This is a genomic window from Epilithonimonas bovis DSM 19482, from assembly GCF_900108115.1.
GTDB classification, from domain to species: Bacteria; Bacteroidota; Bacteroidia; order Flavobacteriales; family Weeksellaceae; genus Epilithonimonas; species Epilithonimonas bovis.
In genome coordinates this window covers 1-17519 of the sequence record NZ_FTPU01000049.1, presented here as the reverse complement: position 1 = coordinate 17519, position 17519 = coordinate 1, and the positions used below count along the sequence as shown (strand labels likewise).

16 protein-coding genes and 3 pseudogenes are annotated in these 17519 nt (G+C 37.4%); 6 read left to right on the top strand and 13 right to left on the bottom strand.

The annotated features are described in order from the left end of the window. On the bottom strand, window positions 1-246 hold a 246-nt coding region (locus tag B0B05_RS14745), incomplete at its 3' end, for a transposase (protein ID WP_143746046.1). 182 nt (window positions 247-428) lie between these two features. Here B0B05_RS14745 and B0B05_RS14740 point away from each other — a divergent pair. After that, on the top strand, window positions 429-1253 hold the full coding sequence (locus B0B05_RS14740; protein WP_449528490.1) for a hypothetical protein: 825 nt from the start codon (window positions 429-431) through the stop codon (window positions 1251-1253). Between the two features lie 9 nt (window positions 1254-1262). Here B0B05_RS14740 and B0B05_RS14735 read toward each other — a convergent pair. From B0B05_RS14735 to B0B05_RS14690, 10 genes and pseudogenes are all read right to left on the bottom strand, one after another. Beyond that, window positions 1263-1937 (bottom strand): annotated as a pseudogene (locus B0B05_RS14735) (RteC domain-containing protein). 228 nt (window positions 1938-2165) lie between these two features. Continuing rightward, window positions 2166-4436: a multicopper oxidase family protein gene (locus B0B05_RS14730; RefSeq protein WP_076784363.1), complete on the bottom strand. Its 2271-nt coding sequence runs from the start codon at window positions 4434-4436 to the stop codon at window positions 2166-2168. Window positions 4437-4458: 22 nt separating this feature from the next. Then, the gene (locus tag B0B05_RS14725; RefSeq protein WP_076784362.1) at window positions 4459-4908 is read right to left on the bottom strand and encodes a heme-binding domain-containing protein; all 450 of its coding nucleotides are present in this window, start codon (window positions 4906-4908) and stop codon (window positions 4459-4461) included. A gap of 1 nt (window position 4909) precedes the next feature. Next, window positions 4910-5572: a DUF3347 domain-containing protein gene (locus B0B05_RS14720; protein WP_076784361.1), complete on the bottom strand. Its 663-nt coding sequence runs from the start codon at window positions 5570-5572 to the stop codon at window positions 4910-4912. A gap of 243 nt (window positions 5573-5815) precedes the next feature. Continuing rightward, window positions 5816-6106 carry a hypothetical protein gene (locus tag B0B05_RS16975; RefSeq protein WP_245799357.1) on the bottom strand — a complete coding sequence of 97 codons (291 nt, stop codon included), beginning with the start codon at window positions 6104-6106 and terminating at the stop codon, window positions 5816-5818. A 45-nt stretch (window positions 6107-6151) separates the two neighbouring features. After that, window positions 6152-7030 carry a DUF3347 domain-containing protein gene (locus B0B05_RS14710; protein ID WP_076784360.1) on the bottom strand — a complete coding sequence of 293 codons (879 nt, stop codon included), beginning with the start codon at window positions 7028-7030 and terminating at the stop codon, window positions 6152-6154. A 215-nt stretch (window positions 7031-7245) separates the two neighbouring features. Continuing rightward, window positions 7246-7437 carry a hypothetical protein gene (locus B0B05_RS14705; RefSeq protein ID WP_076784359.1) on the bottom strand — a complete coding sequence of 64 codons (192 nt, stop codon included), beginning with the start codon at window positions 7435-7437 and terminating at the stop codon, window positions 7246-7248. 270 nt (window positions 7438-7707) lie between these two features. Beyond that, window positions 7708-7836, bottom strand: coding sequence for a hypothetical protein (locus tag B0B05_RS17340; protein ID WP_449528489.1), 129 nt, complete (start codon window positions 7834-7836; stop codon window positions 7708-7710). Window positions 7837-7844: 8 nt separating this feature from the next. Continuing rightward, window positions 7845-8162, bottom strand: a complete 318-nt coding sequence (locus B0B05_RS14695; RefSeq protein WP_449528488.1) for a tyrosine-type recombinase/integrase — start codon at window positions 8160-8162, stop codon at window positions 7845-7847. 58 nt (window positions 8163-8220) lie between these two features. After that, complete coding sequence (locus B0B05_RS14690; protein WP_076784358.1) at window positions 8221-10068, bottom strand: chloride channel protein; 1848 nt, start codon at window positions 10066-10068, stop codon at window positions 8221-8223. Window positions 10069-10292: 224 nt separating this feature from the next. Between B0B05_RS14690 and B0B05_RS17280 the strand changes: the two are divergent. Next, a pseudogene (locus tag B0B05_RS17280) lies at window positions 10293-11063 on the top strand (4-hydroxy-tetrahydrodipicolinate reductase). Between the two features lie 63 nt (window positions 11064-11126). Here the strand turns inward: B0B05_RS17280 and B0B05_RS14680 are convergent. Together B0B05_RS14680 and nhaA are read right to left on the bottom strand one after the other, a co-directional pair. Further along, complete coding sequence (locus B0B05_RS14680; protein ID WP_076784357.1) at window positions 11127-12413, bottom strand: DUF389 domain-containing protein; 1287 nt, start codon at window positions 12411-12413, stop codon at window positions 11127-11129. Continuing rightward, window positions 12406-13749, bottom strand: coding sequence for a Na+/H+ antiporter NhaA (nhaA, locus tag B0B05_RS14675; protein ID WP_076784356.1), 1344 nt, complete (start codon window positions 13747-13749; stop codon window positions 12406-12408). The genes B0B05_RS14680 and nhaA overlap by 8 nt, the downstream gene beginning before the upstream one ends. Before the next feature lie 233 nt (window positions 13750-13982). On the opposite strand from nhaA, the gene B0B05_RS14670 reads away from it, so the two are divergent. From B0B05_RS14670 to B0B05_RS17335, 4 genes and pseudogenes are all read left to right on the top strand, one after another. Further along, window positions 13983-15719 carry an APC family permease gene (locus tag B0B05_RS14670; protein ID WP_076784355.1) on the top strand — a complete coding sequence of 579 codons (1737 nt, stop codon included), beginning with the start codon at window positions 13983-13985 and terminating at the stop codon, window positions 15717-15719. 107 nt (window positions 15720-15826) lie between these two features. Beyond that, a complete protein-coding gene (locus B0B05_RS14665; protein ID WP_076784354.1) occupies window positions 15827-16183 on the top strand; it encodes a response regulator transcription factor in 357 nt (118 codons plus the stop codon). A gap of 471 nt (window positions 16184-16654) precedes the next feature. After that, the gene (locus B0B05_RS14660) at window positions 16655-16846 is read left to right on the top strand and encodes a cold-shock protein (RefSeq protein ID WP_050378332.1); all 192 of its coding nucleotides are present in this window, start codon (window positions 16655-16657) and stop codon (window positions 16844-16846) included. Between the two features lie 563 nt (window positions 16847-17409). After that, a pseudogene (locus B0B05_RS17335) lies at window positions 17410-17519 on the top strand (IS982 family transposase); the annotation flags it as partial.

The window sequence follows — 17519 nt, the reverse complement described above, 5'->3', positions numbered from 1 at the left end:
GCTCATTAGAAACATGGTTTTGTACCAAATTAAGAATGAAAGATTAGAATTTTGCATAATCGTTCCACTTTTCAAGGAAATTCTTTTACGACACTTTTTGCATTCGTAGCTCCAGATGCTTTTAATCCAGAAATGCTCCTTGTGACCGCACTTGCAAACCACTCCGATTTTATCTCTCTGCTCCTTAAAATGAATTCTGCAATCTTCCTCTCTCCCAAAATGCGTTGTAAAACTAAATATATTCATCTAACTAATTAAATTATAAGTAAATATACGAAATTATGTGTAATTACGGATATTCATAAATATTAATTATTATAATGGGAATACAAAGATTTCATAAGTGTCTTTCTTTATAGCAATGCTTGTAATAAATTTATTATCTAATCTTTGGTAGTGATGAGGGCAGTATGGACGAAAAATCGGGAATGAATTTTTCGGAATATGTAGCTATCCTATCAGGAAATACCGACCTGTTGGATAAAGCTAAATTAGAAAAACAGATTGCGGGGTTAGAAAGCGAAAAACAGGCGTTCAACCGTTCAAAGTATAGTGCGAAGTACAAATTGGAAGACTATACGGCTGAACTTGATAAAGCCCAATCCCGCTTTGACCGTATGAGCCTTGATTGGAATAATCTACAAGGGCGTATTCAAAAACGTTCGGATGGTACAATTGCAAATCCTGTACAGTTGGACGGTTTACCGCCCAATGCGGATATGAAACAAATCGGTGCAAAGCTCAACCAGCTTGCGGACAAAGCCCGCACCGGAGGTCAGTACGAAGAAATAGGAAGCTTGTACGGATTTACGCTGTTGGTCAAAACCGAAATGTCCGAAAAGGAGGGCGTGGATATACGGGTAAACCGCTTTTTAGTGCAGGGACAGGGCAATATCAAATATACCTACAGCAACGGTTTAATTGCTAAAGATGAGAAGCTGGCGGCTATGAACTTTCTTAATGCACTGGAGAAATTGCCGAGCTATATCGAGCAGGAGCAAAAGAAAATTGCGGAGATAGAAAAAGACCTACCCATTCTTCAAGAAGTGGTAAAAGGTACGTGGTCTAAAGAAGGCAGATTGAGCGAATTGAAAACGGAACTGGCATCTGTTGAGCGTAAGATACAGTTATCCATTACGCCGGAAACTAAAGGAGAACCTGCGGAGCAGGTAGAAAAGCAGAAAGAAACGCCAAACAATTCGGAGAATATTGTACGGACAAAAGGTCTTCATTTGCCACGAGGGGTGTTATAAGAAAGTCCATTATATTTCGTCCTCTTCATCCATTTTCTTAATTAGCGCATCACATAGGCTATCAAGGAATTTAGTTCGGTTTATTTTTCGGGATTTAAGTTCCATAAACGTATGGTAGAAATCGCCCAAATCAATATTAAATGTGCTTTCAAATGTTTTGGCAATTAGTTTTATATCGGTATTTCCGTTGTTGAATACACCTTGTGCGTAGAGTGCATAAATCAACTCGGTTAATGCTATTTTACTTCCCGTTCAGCTCAAAGGAGATTTACTATTTGCTTTCTTATAATGTTTGTTATTTAGCTGGTCTTCAAGATAAACTTGTATTAAATCGTTTGCCAATATCTTAGCTACTTTGTAATCGGCAATGGTAGAAAAGGAATGGTCTGTTTCAAAATAGATGGTATCTAAATTTAGCTTAATATCATACTTTCCCCGAACAAATAGTTGGTTATCAATAAAGGTATTGTTAGTACGGTAATATTTATAAAATTCAAGATTATTGTCAAAAAATCTTTTGAGTTTCTTCAATTCGGTATTGAAGTATTTCTTTGCAGACTTTGTTTCATTTGATTTTTTACTTTCTATTTTGCAGATAGCATTGTAATAAATTAGTTTTGAAACAATGACAGGTTTTTGATGTTTGAAAAAAATTGATTTCTTCTTCTGTGTTTTTAAACCCACTTTTCAGAATGTTTTTCTTTAATTCTGATAAACATTCAATAATTATATTTATAACGGTTTCTATCCTTTGGATTGGGCAATCAGCTTCAATTTCTAATTCGTCGATTTCTGTTTCCAGCTTAAAAAGTGTTTGTGTATAAAATTTATTCATTTTGAAGTCTTAAAATTTGGTTTACTAATAGAGATGCCTAAATCTGTCAGATTTAGGCATCATCCAGCTAATACCCTTTAATATGTCAACGCAAGCCCGGCTCCAAAACCCATATCGCTATCGTAGTGAGTACGAATGCCAATGTTTTTATTGATAATATACCTAAGCTCTGCCATATACTCAAAATCTGTATTGACCATAAAACCACCTCTTAATCTTTTTGAAATCGGAATGTCTTCACGCATTAATGACAGGCGTACAATACCATCGTGATAGACTTCTGCCTGAAAGTTTACCAACATTGGCAAAGTATACATAAAACCTAAACTGATGGCTGTGCGTGTGTCTTTTTCATTTTTCTGTCCGAATAAATTTGTTTCGTGTTCATCTATACCCATTTTACGGTAACGCCAGTCAAAACCTATAAATGGCATAAACCATTGCATTTTTCCGATGTATCTTCCTAAATGTGTTTCTACTTCATAACCGTGCATATCATTGTAGCCTAAACGCCATTCTGTACCTAAACTCCACCGTGCATTTTGAAGCATCGCTTTTCCATCGTTACCATTGGTTGCAAAATCATTCTGTGCCATAAAGTGTGGCATATTGCTTTCTCTCTGCAATTTATTGTAGGCTTGTTTTTTGTTGGGTAAGTATGGATTTTTATAGTCGTCAACAGCAAAAACCCTGTTCATACCCGACATCATGTGATAAAGGATATGACAGTGAAAAAACCAATCTCCTTCTTCGTTCGCTAAAAACTCAATGGTATCAGTTTCCATTGGCATTATATCCAATACATTTTTTAGTGGTGATTTTTCTCCTTTTCCATTAATCACTCTAAAATCAAAACCGTGCAAGTGCATTGGGTGGCGCATCATTGAATTATTGTGAATAGTAATTCGTAGAATTTCTCCTTTTTTTACAGGTATTTTATCAACTTCGGAAAGTATTTTATTATCCATACTCCACACATAGCGGTTCATATTTCCGGTAAGGGTAAATTTCAATTCTTTTACTGGCGCATCTTTAGGAAGTTCCGTATTGGAAGGAGATTGCAACATTGCATAATTCAGCGTTTTGATTTCTCCCAAAGCATTTGCATTGTAACGGTTGGGGTCATTATCCATATTCATATTGTGCCCGCTATGGTCTTCTTTAGGTTTAGCCTCTCCAGTAATTTCGGGATACATTACCACATTCATATCCATTTGATTAAGGCTCATTTTCATACCCATATCATCTAAATCGCCGTTCATCTTCATCATATCATTCATCATTTTCATCCCCTCAAAATATTTAAGGCGAGGAAGCGGAGAAATAAGTTGTTTAATACCACTACCTACAAAATAGCTTGCCGATTGTGTTCTGTCTTCAGTAGTTGCTAAAAATTCATAGGCAATCCCATCTTCAGGAATCGTAACCACAATATCGTAGGTTTCTGATACTGCAATGATTAATCTATCAACTTCTACAGGTTCTACATCGTTTCCGTCGTTGGCTACTACGGTAATTTTACCTCCTGCATAGCGCAACCAAAAATAAGAGGATGCACCACCATTTGACACTCGTAATCTTACTTTATCTCCTGCTTTTAGCGTTTTGCCATCAACTTTTTTTAAATCTGTAGCGTTATTTCCGTTGATTAAAATTTTGTCATAATACACATCGCTTACGTCCATTGCCAACATCCGTTTCCATTCGTTGGTCAATTTGGTTTTGAAATGTCCCTCTCTGATGGCTTCCGCATAGGACTGTGTAGCATTCTTTTTTATCGCTGCCCAATCATTGGCGTTGTGCAACATACGGTTAATGTTATCGGGATTTAGGTTTGTCCATTCGCTTAAAATGATGGGTACGGTCGGCAAATCATCAATTCCTTTTCTAAAGGTTTTATCGTCATCACGTTTTTTCATCACAAAACTGCCATACATTCCAATCTGCTCCTGCAAACCTGAATGGGAATGATACCAATGCGTTCCGTGTTGGATAATCGGGAAACGATAGGTGTATGTTGCTCCTGCTTCAATAGGTTTTTGTGTCAGCCACGGCACACCGTCTTCTTTGTTAGGCAAGAACACACCGTGCCAATGGAGCGAGGTACTTTCTTTTAATTGGTTATGGACTACTATTTCGGCTGTATCGCCTTCTGTGAAAGTGAGCGTTGGCATCGGTATCTGACCGTTTACGGCAATGGCTCTTTTTTCTTTGCCTGCATAGTTTACAAGTGTATCTTTTACATACAACTCGTATCGCACTACTTTTTGGGCAAAAACAGATTGCGAACATAGCAGTATAAATACCGCTTGCAGCAACCTCATTTTACTATTTATGGGTATATTCATTTTGATATTTTATTAATGAAACTCATTCCTGTCCTTTTAGCCAGTCGGTTAAAGTTTTGATTTGCTCGTCATTCAGTTTTGCATCTTTGTGCATCAGTGTATATGAGGACAGGGGCATTTGCTTCGTTTCTATTTGTTCTTTGATTGAGTTTAATAATCTTTCTTGTTTCCTGTTTGAGTATGTACCCCATTCATTGAAATTCAAATCTTCTTTTGCGTTTTTGATGTGGCTCTCTACCAATGCTCTTGCGGGCTGTATGTAGTCGTACCAAACATAGTTGGTATTGTTGCTATGGCAATCGTAGCAAGAGGTTTGAAACATCGCTTTTACTTGAACAGGCATTTTATAGAATTGAGTAAAATCGGTTGTGTAAACCTGTCCTTTATCTACATTAAGGGCAGGCTGATAAAATTGAATTGCAATAAAAATAAACAGCACTATTGCTAATATTATCTTTAGTACTTTCTTCATTTTAAAATTCTTTTTTTACAGAACCGCAGGTAAGCATCTGACTGCCGTAATATGGATTTTTTATTGCTTTAGCTTCGCTAATCCAAACAGCACCTTTGCCATCATTGTACATCGGGCAATAGTCCTGATATAATTTTTGGGTTGTTCCGAACAGTGCAATAAGGTCGGAAACGTCTTTACTTAACGATGCTAAATGCTCTCTTTGATGGTCTATTTTGCCAGCATTGTCGCCAATGTGTTCCGCATTTTCCTTAGCATTTTCGAAAATATCCATAAACTCCTTATGCTTGTTGGCAGGTATGGTTTTCATATCCACCTTGTTTAAATTAGCAAAAAGTTGTTTTCCTGCATTAGCCGCTTCTCTGTCATTATCTGCAACGAGTGCATTTTTTAAAACCAGATAATCCTTAACAATAGGTGCAATAGAGAAGTTTTGCGCTACCTCTTTTACTTCTTGTTGTTCAGTTTTTTTTGCTGTGGTATCTATTGATGCCATTGTACTATCCGTATCATTTTGTGTTGATGATGGCAAGTTTTGAGTTCCGGATATTGTTGTACTGTCATTGGCTTGCTGGTCGCTATTTTTGTTAGAAGACTGATTGCAAGAAACTGTAATTGCTGCAACCGTTGCCAGTGCGATGATGGAGAAAAATATATTTTTCATTTTAATGCTATTTAATGTTATTAAAGAAATTTTTGTTGTTTACTTGTTTTCAAATTCTTTCAGCTTTCGCTTCATAAATTCGATTTCCTTTGCTTGTGTTTCCAGTACGTTCTTTTGTAGCTCAATTAATTAGGGGTCGGTAAGCTTAGCTTTTTTGGACATTAATACTGCTGATGCGTGATGCGGTATCATCCCTTTTACAAATTGCTTATCGCCCACATTTATTTGCTCCCTAATTCCAAACTACGAAAAGATACCAATCGCAAGAGAAACCGCAATGACTGCCCAATTGATTTTTTTGTTTTGATACATTCCTTTCATTATCAATAATTCAATAATCAGCATTGCTGAAACCATCAGCAGCGTCATATATAAATTGTTGATGTTCGGGATAAGATTATTCAATCCGTCAATCATAGCATACATAATAAAATACATAGCTATAAACATTGCAACAGCCATTACAGCAAAGCGTTTGTACATTGCTAAAGAGTGATTGGGGTTATTTTCTTCACTCTTTTGTTTATGTTGCATTCCGTGTTGGTTTTCATACTTTCCATAACAATTATTTTTTATTTGCTATTTAATAGTTTCCTGCACACTACCACAGTTAAGCATTTGAGAGCCGTAATACGGGTTTTTAACAGCCTCTTCCTTACTTAACCAATTTGCACCTTTACCATTGTTATACATTGGACAATGCTGATAATAAACAGGTGTCTCTTGTTTAGATACCTTAACTAATTCGTACATATTTTTAGAAAGCAGAGCGAAAATTTCCCTTTGTTTGGCAACATCTTTGGAAGCAGCAATCTTTTCGGCATTTGCAGTCAGTTCTTTCATTACTTTCATCCAAACGGTATGTTCTTCATTAGATAGTTTTGTCATCTCTACCGCTTTGATGGCTTTGACCAATTCTACCGCTTTTGCCGAAGAAGTACCTGCATCGGTTTTTACCAAGGCATCTTTTACCGAAAAGTAGTTATCGAAAACGGCTTTTAATTGTGGTACATTTTGCGTTTCAGTGATATTTTTTTGAGCCATACCGCTTTGGTTATGATTGGCGTGTTCATTTTTCATATCCATAGCAGCATCTTTGGTTTTTGCTACTGGCTTTAGTTCTCTGCTGTACTGGCAACATCCCGGAAGTTTAGCATAAACATCATCAGGAGCTAAGAATTTTTCGCTGTCGTAACCAGCCAAAGCGATACGTTTCAATATTTCATCCTGATCGGTCTTATCGCTGTCATAAGTGAGTGTAGCCATTTTAGTATCTTTATTCCATTCTACACTGGCTACCTTATTCACGTTTCCTGCTTTTTCGATAGTGGCTTTACACATACCACAATTGCCGTAAATTTTTACGGTTTCTGTTTTCGCATTCTTGATTTGTGCGAAACTGTTTACTGATGATAGTAATACGGCGATTACCATCACTATTTTTGATAATGATTTCATTTTGAAAATTTTTAATTTAGTAAGATAAACAAAGGTTGTGCGAAAACTAAATAGCTTTCGACAAGACATACCTGTGGCTAACAAGCCACCGTTTTAGCTTATTTTAGGCGGTTGCCAAATGGAAGAGTAGCCCGAAGAATAGTAGGCTTGTTTGAACCCGAACTTTTGCTTTTTAGTTTTGGCAAAAGGGGTTGTTACTTTTAAATGTATTGGTATTAGTAAGCTAACAGAAGATGAAGAAGTACTACATCCACAAGAGCCGTGTTTACAATTGCCGTCGCAGTTGTGACCATCCTTACATTTTTTACAGGACTTGTCCTTGCAACTGCTTTTATGGTGAGATTTTTCAGATTTTTCTTTTGAGCAACTTTTTTGTTCTGTCTTAGCTGTTTTTTTGGTACAAGCATAGCTTATGCTTGGCATTAGCAAAAAGCCCAAACACAATAAGATGACAAAGCTGATATTTTTACTCAAATTTTTCAACACTACAAACTTATGAAATTATTTCTTTTAATTGCTATATTTTGCACTTTCTTAAATCTTCAAGCTGAAATACATATTGCACTCTATAAGTTTTTTTAGCGATTTTCGTTCATTACTACCTTAAAATATTTCAAATGAAAACAATTAGATAGGTAGCCCAAATAGAAAGCTATTTTATAGTCAGAGGCTCTATCTTAAACCCAGCATTTTTGTATCGTTTCGATAACTTGTTCCTCTGTAATTCCTGTCGATTTTACGGTCAGTATCTTGTCTTTATTTGTTATGTCCACATCCCAATGGCAAATGCCCTCCGCATTATCCAAATCTGATTTTACTTTTGATACACAAACTCCGCAATTAAGGTTTGTTTTGAATAGAAATTCTTGGAAATATTCTTATGACCCATCATTTTGCTAAGGCTTTCAAGAGGTACGCCCTCGGTCAAAAACATTGTGGCGAATGTGTGACGGGCAGTGTGGAATGTAACTTTCTGTTCTGTAACAATACCTGCTTTCTCAATAAGTTTACCTATATACGTATTGCAAGTCGCATTGGATGGTATTGGTGTAATTATCTTTATTTTCGCTGTCTTCGTAATTAAATAATTGCTTTCCTTCCATTTTTTTTTCTCAATCATAACAAAATTCATTCCTACTCCAATTGTCTATTAATAGGTACATAATTTTAGATTCTTTTGATAGTAATGTTTAATTGGAGTATCCTTTCAGCAACTGCCTGTAACTCATTAAAATCGATGATTTCGAAATAAACCCAAGGAAGATATTCTGCTGATCGACGACAGGCAAGCTCCACGTACCAGTGTTGTCAAAGATCTGGAGTATCTCTCTCGGCTTATCGTCGGGATGGATGAATGCAGCCGGGGCTCTCATTATTTTTGTTATCGTAAGGGTCAAATCATTTTCATCATTGAAAAAATAAGGTCTGATATCGTCTAACGTTAGAATACCTCTTAACTTTTTATGATCATCAATAACTGCGAAAAAATTCTTGTTCCCGTTCTTTACTAAATCAGACAATTCTTCTATTGAAGCATTTTCATTAATGGTTTGAGAATATCTGTCAATGAAATCTTCTGTATGGAGTGAGAAAAGAAGATTCTCGTCATGCTGATTCGTGAAAATCTTACCCTGGTCGGCCAAAGATTTTAACTCGGGAGATATGGGTGAAAACCATTTTGCAATGAGATAGGAGATCACCGAAACGATCATCAAAGGTATAAACAAGTCGTATCCAAAACTGGACTCAGCAATGAGAAATATGGCCGTTAGCGGGGCGTAAAGAACACCGCTCATCGCACCGGCCATTCCTACCAGAACTAAGTTTGATACAGGAACGTCCTTAAAGCCGATCTGCTGGCAGATTACGGCAAATAAAAATCCGACGGTTCCTCCTGCAAAAAGTGATGGTGCAAAATTACCTCCATTTCCGCCGCTGAAAATGGTGAAAGATGTTGCAAAAGCCTTTAACAGACATACACAAATTAAAAATACAATGATCGTCCATTCTTTGATGTCAAAATATCTAAAGAGACTGTTTTCGATGATCGAGTTTGTATTACCATTGGTAAAAGCTTTCACGGTATCGTAACCTTCTCCGAACAGTGGCGGAAAAAGCATGCAGAGTAACGATAGGATCGCACCGCCCAGCATTGCCTTCCGCAATCTGGACATTTTCAGACCTTTGATAAAATGCTCTACCTTTTGGGAAACCATTAAAAAATATCTTGCATACAGCCCTGTGATAATACCCAGTATAAGATAGTAGGGAAGATTCCTGTAATCAAATGCTTCTCTGGTATGGAACCTAAAAAGGATATCTTCCTGAAGTAGAATTCTTGATAGGAGGCTACCACATACTGCAGCAACTACCAGTGGGATAAAATCTGTAAAAACTACGCCTGTCAATAGGATTTCAAAGGCAAACATGACTCCGGCAATAGGAGCGTTGAATGCCGAGGCAACACCAGCTGTGGCTCCGGCTGCCAAAAGTAGTGTTCGTTCCTTGTAATTCAGGCGGTAGGTCTGCGCGTAATTGGAACCAATGGCCGCACCGGTCACAGCGATAGGGCTTTCTAAACCGGCAGATCCTCCGAGACCTACGGTTATTGCACTTTGGACAATTTGGGAATAGGTCTTCACGGAAGAGACGATACTCGAATTCTGAGCAATCTCATACAATATAGCGCCTATCCCTTTTCTGTCCTGTCCTTTGAATATCGTCAACACGATGCTGGTTGTCAATACGATTCCCAAAAACGGAAAAATGATATAGAACAGGATCTGATATTCAAAATGAACCTTGTTCGTGATAAAGAAATGGATATTGTGTACTATTGTTTTCAGCAGAACACCAGCCAGACCTGCTGTACAGCCCACTAGAATTCCGGAGAGAAGTAAAAACTGGCTGCGGCTCAGCCTGTTGTTGAGCCAGTGGAGGATCAATTCATAGCTGCGGGCCTTTTCAAGTCCGTATTTTTGGAAGTCTCTCTTGAACCTGAGAAAACTTATATATCTTTTTTTATTGTTGATATTCACTTATTTGGATCGCTTTTATTTGCGCTAGGATCTTGATAAGAATACGCAATTTTTAGGGTTATTGCAAATATACCAAAAGCTTATGGGATAGTCATCTCTATCTCAGTGAAATCAATAAGATCTGTATCCTAAAAGTATGGTAGAAAACGATCTTTCATTTTTTTTGTATCTTACTACGGTCAATTATTCGAAATCATCAATTAAAAAATATAAAAATTGTAATTATGAAAATAGGATTATTAGGATTTGGGAAGGCAGGTAAAGCAGTAGCGAATGTTATTCTTCAGCACAAGGATTTTTCACTGGAATGAGTTCTGAAGAAAACTGATACGCTGAATAAGCTTTCTGCAAAAGATATTCTTGGGATCTCAGCATCGGATGATGCATTGATCTATTCTCAAAACAGCACGGACATTGAAACATTACTTGAGGATCATCCTGTAGACTTTGTTATTGATTTTTCCAACGAAGAAAGCATTCATCTTTATGGCAAGTTCGCAGCCCGTAAAAAGATAAAGATCATCTCAGCCATTTCGCATTACGGAGAAAATGAGATCAAAGTTCTGAAAGAACTTGCAACTGACACTGTGGTGTTTTGGTAGCCAAACATCACATTAGGCGTCAACTACCTGCTGTTTGCGGCATCGCTGTTAAAAAATATAGCGCCTGGTGTTGATATAGAAGTGGTCGAGGAACACTTCAAAGCCAAATCCGGCGTGTCGGGAACAGCAATGAAAATTGCGGAAACTCTGGATATTGAAACGGAAAACATCAATTCTGTCAGGGCTGGCGGTATCGTTGGAAAACGCGAGGTCATCTTTGGGTTTCCTTACCAGACCGTTCGACTTGTCCACGAATCCATATCACGAGAAGCATTTGGAAGTGGTGCATTGTTTGTCGCTGAGAACCTTAAAAGCAAACTGAAAGGATTGTATAATTTTGAAGACATCCTGCGGCCTTACTTTTTCGCTCAGACTCCAGATATGTTATCTTAAAATCTATCAGTTGGAAAAATGCCATTCCAATTTAGGAATGCCATTTTTGAAGTATATTTCAATCTAGTTTTCAGAATTGTTTAAAAGTTTGACATTTTTCTCATTCAGCCTTTTTTCAAGCCAGTTTTTGAGCTGTAATTCATTCACTTTCTTTCCAGAGTAGATCATCACAAATTGGAGCCTGGCACTGTCCGTTTCGGGATATTGGGCTATCTTTCCGTAGGAAACACCGGAAATATCCGGATATAGGATTTGTATCTCTTTCCCCAGTGTGGAGTCTGAAACTTTATAATTATCCAGTTCTGACCGAAGGCTGGATAAGGCTATATCCTTCTCTGATAGGTTTGTATTGTTTTTGTTGATCTCACTCAGTATCTCTGATTTCAGATCGGAATTGTTTTGCCTAATGTTGATCTTTGTATTTGCAAGCCCGTTATCAGACAGCATCTTGTTGTAAGACTTGATCTCTTCAGCGGTGAATTTTTTATTAAGGAATGCAACGTCGATGGTCTTGGGATTGGCGTTGTAATTTATCTTTTTATAGATCAATGTGTATCCATTCTTTTCAAATTCTTTTTGGAGGAAAAGTTCTGCGGTCTTCGTGAATTTCTTTTCATTGTACAGGTTGTAGGCCAGATATAAACTTGGAATGATCATTACCAGTATTAACAGCGATATGCTGTACCTAATCCTTTTTTCATATTTGTTGTCAACAATAGAGGAAGGATAATGCAGATATTTCACGACAAGAAAAGTAGCAATGCATATAAAAAAGCAATTGATGCTGTAAAGATAGAATGCGCCGATGAAATAAGAAAAATTAAAAGTAGCAAGACCAAATCCGGCCGTACACAGGGGAGGCATCAAGGCCGTTGCAATGGCAACACCGGGAATAGGATTCCCTTTCTCTACCCTTGTTATGGCTATGACACCTACCAGTCCGCCAAAAAAAGCGATCAGAACATCGTAGATGTTGGGTGCAGTCCTTGCCAAAAGTTCTGATTGCACGTCCTTAAAAGGACTGATGTAGAAATAAAATCCAGAAACCAATAAGCTCACCACCGTTGCGATGATAAGATTCTTGAACGATTTTTTGAGCAGAGGAAAATTATAGGTCCCAAGAGCAAATCCAGCACCTACGATCGGGCCCATTAACGGAGAGATTAGCATAGCCCCGATAATGACTGCGGTGGAATTGACGTTAAGACCGATTGATGCGATGATGATCGCACAGGCCAGGATCCAGAGATTTGAACCTCTGAATGAAATATTGGACGTGACATTTTCCAATACCTTATCCTTTTTCTCCTCACCATTGTGAAGATTAATAAAATTAAAGATATTATTCATCGTTTTGCGTCTTTTTAGAATCCTTGTTAAGAATGATATAGCCTATAATTCCTCCGATCAAGGAGGCTGCAAATATGCCGATCTTTGCCTGGGTCTGGTATTCTTCGTGAGAGAAGGCCAGGGAGGTCACAAACAGGGACATCGTAAATCCAATGGATGCCAGAAAACCAAGTCCGAGCAGATTGCGGATATTCATTCCCTCAGGTAATTGGGCAATTTTTAGTTTAATAAAAACAGCAGTGAAGCCTACAACACCTACGACCTTTCCGACCAACAATCCCAATGCTACACCCAATGCTATATTGGTGTCAAATAAACTGTTAAGGTCAATATTTAACGATACCCCGGCATTGGCTATTGCAAAGATCGGTATGATAACGAAAGTTACAACGGGATGCATCGCGTGTTCCAATATCTGAAGGGGAGGAGTGGCAGCATTTGTCGCCTCATTGATCTTTTCCAGAACATGCAGCTGGTCGTTGGTCAATGTAGGTGTATTTTCAGTAGGGTCTAAATTTTTAAACCTATCCAGATAGGTGCTGATCTTGGCAATAAAAAGATTTTCTTTGATCTTCACATCTGCCGGAATGGTAACAGCTGCCAAAACAGCAGCGATCGTGGCGTGAACGCCTGAAATTACAAAGCATGTCCATACACCGCAGATGCCAAGGAATGCGAAAAAAAAGATCGATCTGACGCCAAGCTTATTGCCCAGATACATCACTGCAAGAATGCCAAGTCCTATCAGCAAGTAGGTCATTTCGATGTTCGATGTATAAAAAAATGCGATTACCAGTACTGCTCCCAGATCATCCACAATTGCCAAGGCGGTTAAAAATACCTTCAAGGAGAGTGGGATCTTTTTTCCTAATAGAAAAAGCACGCCCAAAGCAAAAGCAATATCCGTGGCCATAGGTATTCCCCAACCTTTGTGCATTTCCCCGGTCGGATTGAGCAGTAGGAATATGAATGCAGGCATTACCATTCCCCCAACTGCCGCAACTATGGGAAGCATGGCTTTTCGCGGATTGGAAAGCTCACCACCGATGATCTCACGTTTAAGCTCAAGCCCCACTACGAAAAAGAAAACAGACATCAATCCGTCGTTGATCCAGTGATGGACAGTAAAATCGAAAAAACTTTCGCCATTCCATTGAAATCCAAAGGTCTGCTCCAGAAAATGATGGTAGCCATCGGATAATGGTGAATTGGCCAAGATCAAAGCAATGATCACACTGATCCCTAAAAGTAATCCTCCCGACTTTTCCTGCTGGATAAATCGTTGAACGGGCTGTGTGATCTTGTCGATCGGCTTTGTGAGGTAACTTTTGATCATAGTTTATTAAAATAGATGACTGCAAATTTACGAATACTAAAGAGAAAAAGAGGGGAACATTGCGAAGTTATTTTTTAATATACATAAGTATTTACCTCGGAAATTTGTTAAGAATTAAAAAGAACACATCATATGTGATCAATTGTAATTTTAAAGTTAATTATCAGAATAGAATGAACTTTTAAAATTAATTTGTTTAATATTATGGACCTTTAATTTATTAAAATAAAGAAATGTCAACAAAAAAGCTTAGTGAATGGTATGCCACTGCGATCTGTGGCAATGATATCACTTCATCTTGTCTGTATGTTTCGGCCTTGGCAATTGTAGCGGCAGGTCAGTATGCATGGGTCGCTCTCCTGATGGTGGCAGTCGTACTATTTTTATTCAGAAAGATCTATGGTGAGGTGGTCGGAGCACTTCCCCTCAATGGTGGTGCATATAACGTTCTGTTAAATACTACCACAAAAAGCAATGCATCAGTCGCAGCCTGTCTTACCATCTTATCTTACATGGCAACGGCTGTGATCTCCTCAAGCGAGGCGATGCACTACTTACATCATATTTTACCATATTTCAATGTGAACATAGCGACATTCGTGCTATTGCTCATATTTTTAGGGCTTACTATTTTGGGGATTTCTGAAAGTGCAGTGGTTGCCCTGGTCATTTTTATATTCCATCTTGCAACAATGGGCTTATTGATCGGAACTTGTTTTTTCTTTGTCTGGCAGCATGGATTCTCTATATTGATCGACAATTTCCATCTTCCTGCCAGAAATGGCAGCATCCTGACCGCTATATTTTTCGGATTTTCAGCAGCTATGCTTGGCATCTCAGGCTTTGAGAGCTCTTCAAATTTTGTGGAGGAGCAGGAGCGAGGTGTCTTTGCCAAGACCTTGAGAAATATGTGGATAGCGGTATCTGTATTAAATCCGCTGATTGCATTTCTTGTGATATGCATCATCCCTATATCGGCAGTAGAGTCCCACCAGAATTCATTTTTAAGTTATATCGGTACTTTGACCGGTGGAAAATGGCTCGCTACAATCATTTCGATCAATGCGGTCTCTGTTTTAAGTGGTGCGGTCTTAACCTCATTTGTAGGCGTCAATGGTCTCATCAAACGAATGACCCTAGACAGGATATTGCCGAATTACTTTCTTAAGGAAAATAAACGGGGCAGTACCTACAGGATCCTGATCCTTTTCTTTCTGTTATGTCTTTCAGTGCTATTGGTGACCAGAGGACAATTGGCACCACTGGCTGCTGTTTATGCCCTGTCTTTCCTGACTGTTATGGCATCATTTGCATTAGGGAATATCCTTCTTAAACTCAGAAGATCAAGATTGCCACGTCCGGAATATGCCAAACCAGGAATAGTGCTGCTCGCCTTTGCAGCCATAATCATTGCTTTATATGGGACTATAATGACGAAACCCCAATATCTTGTCACCTTTCTGCAGTATTTTATTCCGTCCGTACTTATTATTTTGGCCATGCTGATGAGAAAGGATATCATTCACTTCATCGTTAATTTGATGCAGTCGCTGTCAAAGAACTATAAGAAATACACGCTCACAAGACAGAGGTCATTGTACCGTAGCCTGAAAAAACTCTATGAGCAGGATTTTGTCTTCTTCTCAAAAGGTGATGATATTGCAACATTAAATAAGGTGATGATGTATCTTCACGAGAACGAGGTGACCAATAAAATAAAAATTGTTACAGTACTTCACGAAGCCCAGCAACCGGATCCGAAGTTTCTCGCAGATTTTGACACTCTGGACAGAGCTTATCCCGAGGTCGATATGGAATATGTGACTTTGCTGGGTGAGTTCACACCGGAACTTGTCGAGGAACTCAGTCACAAATGGGGCATTCCAAAAAACTTCATGTTTATCAGCAGTCCCGGGGAAAAATTCAGTTACAGAGTTGATGAACTTGGAGGAGTAAGACTTATTCTTTAAATGCGATATGCCATTGATATACAAAATTTATATGTATTTCTGGTAAGATAATGAACTGAAAACGATTGAAAAATGATGTATTGGTTTCCTTTTTGCACAATCGAAGTATGAGAAAAATATTTTTAGTAGAAGACGACCCTGGAATTCGCGAAACATTAGAAATATTATTAACAGATGAAGGTTTTTTAGTACAATCTTTCGGGGCAGTTGCAGAATTTAGCAATAGAGATAAAAGCATCTTGCCCGACCTGTTTCTTTTTGATGTGATGTTGCCTGATGGTTCATGTACTGATCTGTGCAGGAAAATCAAGGGTAACGAAGATAGCATGAATGTACCGGTGATCATTATGAGTGCACACGCTGAGCTGAAGGATATATCTTATGAGTGTCTTCCAAATGACTTCATTCCCAAACCCTTTGACATCGATGACCTGCTGTTACGAATTGATGAAACTCTGAGGTAATCTTAATTTAAGTAAATTTATAAAACTGTATAAAAGTTCTGTTATCCTTTACAAAAAGTAGTTCATATTCTCTCAAAGTTATATATTCAGTTCTAGGTAGTTATCTTGGTATGAATAATAATCAAATGACTCTAACCGCTAATATAATTTTGAAAATCTATATTCTGCTTCAGTAGGATAATTGACTCATTTAAAATATAATAGTATATGTTATTTATTTAGCATACATTTGTAGAATAATAAGGCAACTGGATAATCAGAATTAAATTAATTCTCAGAGATCAAAAACAGCCGCTCAATTTTGTCACTAATATTTTAGGTGTTCTACCTTTTAAGAAGTTCGATTTTCACTCTTAAATTTTATTCATCCATATTTTTCTTTCAAAAATTATTATCGTTTTGATGTAGATCAAAGCAAAGGGTTAATTGATCCTATAAAATAGAATACAATAATTTTTAATACATAATACAATGCAACAAGGAACAGTAAAATTCTTTAACGAAACAAAAGGATTTGGTTTTATTACTCCATCTACAGGTGGACAAGACGTTTTCGTACACACTTCAGGATTAGTGGATAATATCCGTGAAAATGATGTCGTAACATTCGATACACAAAATGGTAACAAAGGGGTTAATGCAGTGAACGTTAAAATAGCGTAACTTCAAATAGCCATCATCATATGGTATAGAGAGCAGATAATTATTTATCTGCTCTTTTTTATTTTGGGGCTGTCATAAACTACGATATGTCTCAAATTCAGGATTTTGGCTCTTAGATATTTTGAAAGAGCTTTCATAGTATAAATATTGATCGTGGTAAAGTAATATATGATTCACGGTCAATACTTTAGAGACCGAAAAGAGTTTTTTTAACCATTTCTGTCATATTATTGATATCAAATGATTATTCTATAAAGTCATCAGCTTTGCATTCTTTGGCCTTTTGGGTAAATTGTGAGATGTGGAAGTCAAGACTGTAGTTAAAGATGAAGTAATATCAAAACCTTCCTCTGTCAAAACCTCATCCCTTATATACAGGATTGTTTCATTAAGCTTAATAAGAACAATTTTCTTCTTGATAATTTTTAATTTCCTGTATAAATGTATGGAAAAAAAATAATAAGTGCTTAAAAATCATGGTTATAACCCGTAGTGCATTATAAAAAAGGTTACTCATAATACGAAAATTTCGTATATTGTATTGACTACCAATCTAATACATTATGAATAACCTAGATGCAATTTACGATTTTATTTTAAAGGAATTAAGAAAATTAACCATCAAAGAAAATTTTTATTTCAAACCAATTAAACCAAAATTATCTGATTTAGA

Excerpts from the sequence above, each read along its gene's own strand:
- B0B05_RS14740 (WP_449528490.1), top strand. The coding sequence starts at position 429 with ATGAATTTTTCGGAATATGTAGCTATCCTATCAGGAAATACCGACCTG.
- B0B05_RS14730 (WP_076784363.1), bottom strand. The coding sequence starts at position 4,436 with ATGAATATACCCATAAATAGTAAAATGAGGTTGCTGCAAGCGGTATTT.
- B0B05_RS14725 (WP_076784362.1), bottom strand. The coding sequence starts at position 4,908 with ATGAAGAAAGTACTAAAGATAATATTAGCAATAGTGCTGTTTATTTTT.
- B0B05_RS14720 (WP_076784361.1), bottom strand. The coding sequence starts at position 5,572 with ATGAAAAATATATTTTTCTCCATCATCGCACTGGCAACGGTTGCAGCA.
- B0B05_RS16975 (WP_245799357.1), bottom strand. The coding sequence starts at position 6,106 with ATGCAACATAAACAAAAGAGTGAAGAAAATAACCCCAATCACTCTTTA.
- B0B05_RS14710 (WP_076784360.1), bottom strand. The coding sequence starts at position 7,030 with ATGAAATCATTATCAAAAATAGTGATGGTAATCGCCGTATTACTATCA.
- B0B05_RS14705 (WP_076784359.1), bottom strand. The coding sequence starts at position 7,437 with ATGCTTGTACCAAAAAAACAGCTAAGACAGAACAAAAAAGTTGCTCAA.
- B0B05_RS14695 (WP_449528488.1), bottom strand. The coding sequence starts at position 8,162 with ATGAATTTTGTTATGATTGAGAAAAAAAAATGGAAGGAAAGCAATTAT.
- B0B05_RS14680 (WP_076784357.1), bottom strand. The coding sequence starts at position 12,413 with ATGAATAATATCTTTAATTTTATTAATCTTCACAATGGTGAGGAGAAA.
- nhaA (WP_076784356.1), bottom strand. The coding sequence starts at position 13,749 with ATGATCAAAAGTTACCTCACAAAGCCGATCGACAAGATCACACAGCCC.
- B0B05_RS14670 (WP_076784355.1), top strand. The coding sequence starts at position 13,983 with ATGTCAACAAAAAAGCTTAGTGAATGGTATGCCACTGCGATCTGTGGC.
- B0B05_RS14665 (WP_076784354.1), top strand. The coding sequence starts at position 15,827 with ATGAGAAAAATATTTTTAGTAGAAGACGACCCTGGAATTCGCGAAACA.
- B0B05_RS14660 (WP_050378332.1), top strand. The coding sequence starts at position 16,655 with ATGCAACAAGGAACAGTAAAATTCTTTAACGAAACAAAAGGATTTGGT.